Source organism: Roseomonas sp. 18066 (assembly GCF_902706185.1).
Lineage (GTDB): Bacteria > Pseudomonadota > Alphaproteobacteria > Acetobacterales > Acetobacteraceae > Pseudoroseomonas.
Map to the genome: position 1 here is coordinate 1 of NZ_CACSJM010000402.1, position 402 is coordinate 402.

1 protein-coding gene is annotated in these 402 nt (G+C 78.4%); it reads left to right on the forward strand.

All coding sequences use genetic code 11. The features are described from left to right. Positions 1-394 (forward strand): hypothetical protein (locus GVN67_RS29420; RefSeq protein ID WP_235035636.1); only part of this gene is annotated, 394 nt, incomplete at its 5' end. Positions 395-402: the final 8 nt, after the last annotated feature.

Genomic DNA, 402 nt, shown 5'->3' on the forward strand with positions numbered 1-402 from the left:
GCCCATGACCGGTACCCCCGCCGCCGCTGCGGCCCCCGCCTCCGCCAGCCTCGCCGCCGCCGCGCTGCAGGCCGCGGCATTGCAGACCACCGGCGGCATCGCCGCCCCGTTCTTCGTCAACCACACCATCCGCCTGAGCCGCGCCGAGGTGCTGGAGGCGCTGCGCAACGCCGCGCTGCACCGCGCGCGGGAGACGCTGCGGCTGGTCGAGCCCGCCTCGCGCGGGGTGGAGCTTGAGACCAGGCTGCTGTCCGGCGCCATGGTCGAGATCGACGGCGCCGCCGTGGTGATCGAGGCGCGGCTGCCCGACGACCTGGTCGCCCTGCTGCGCCAGCCGGCCGCCGCCCTGCCGGCGCGGCCGGAGACGCCGGCGGAGCCGCTCGTCCCCGCATGACCCCCGCC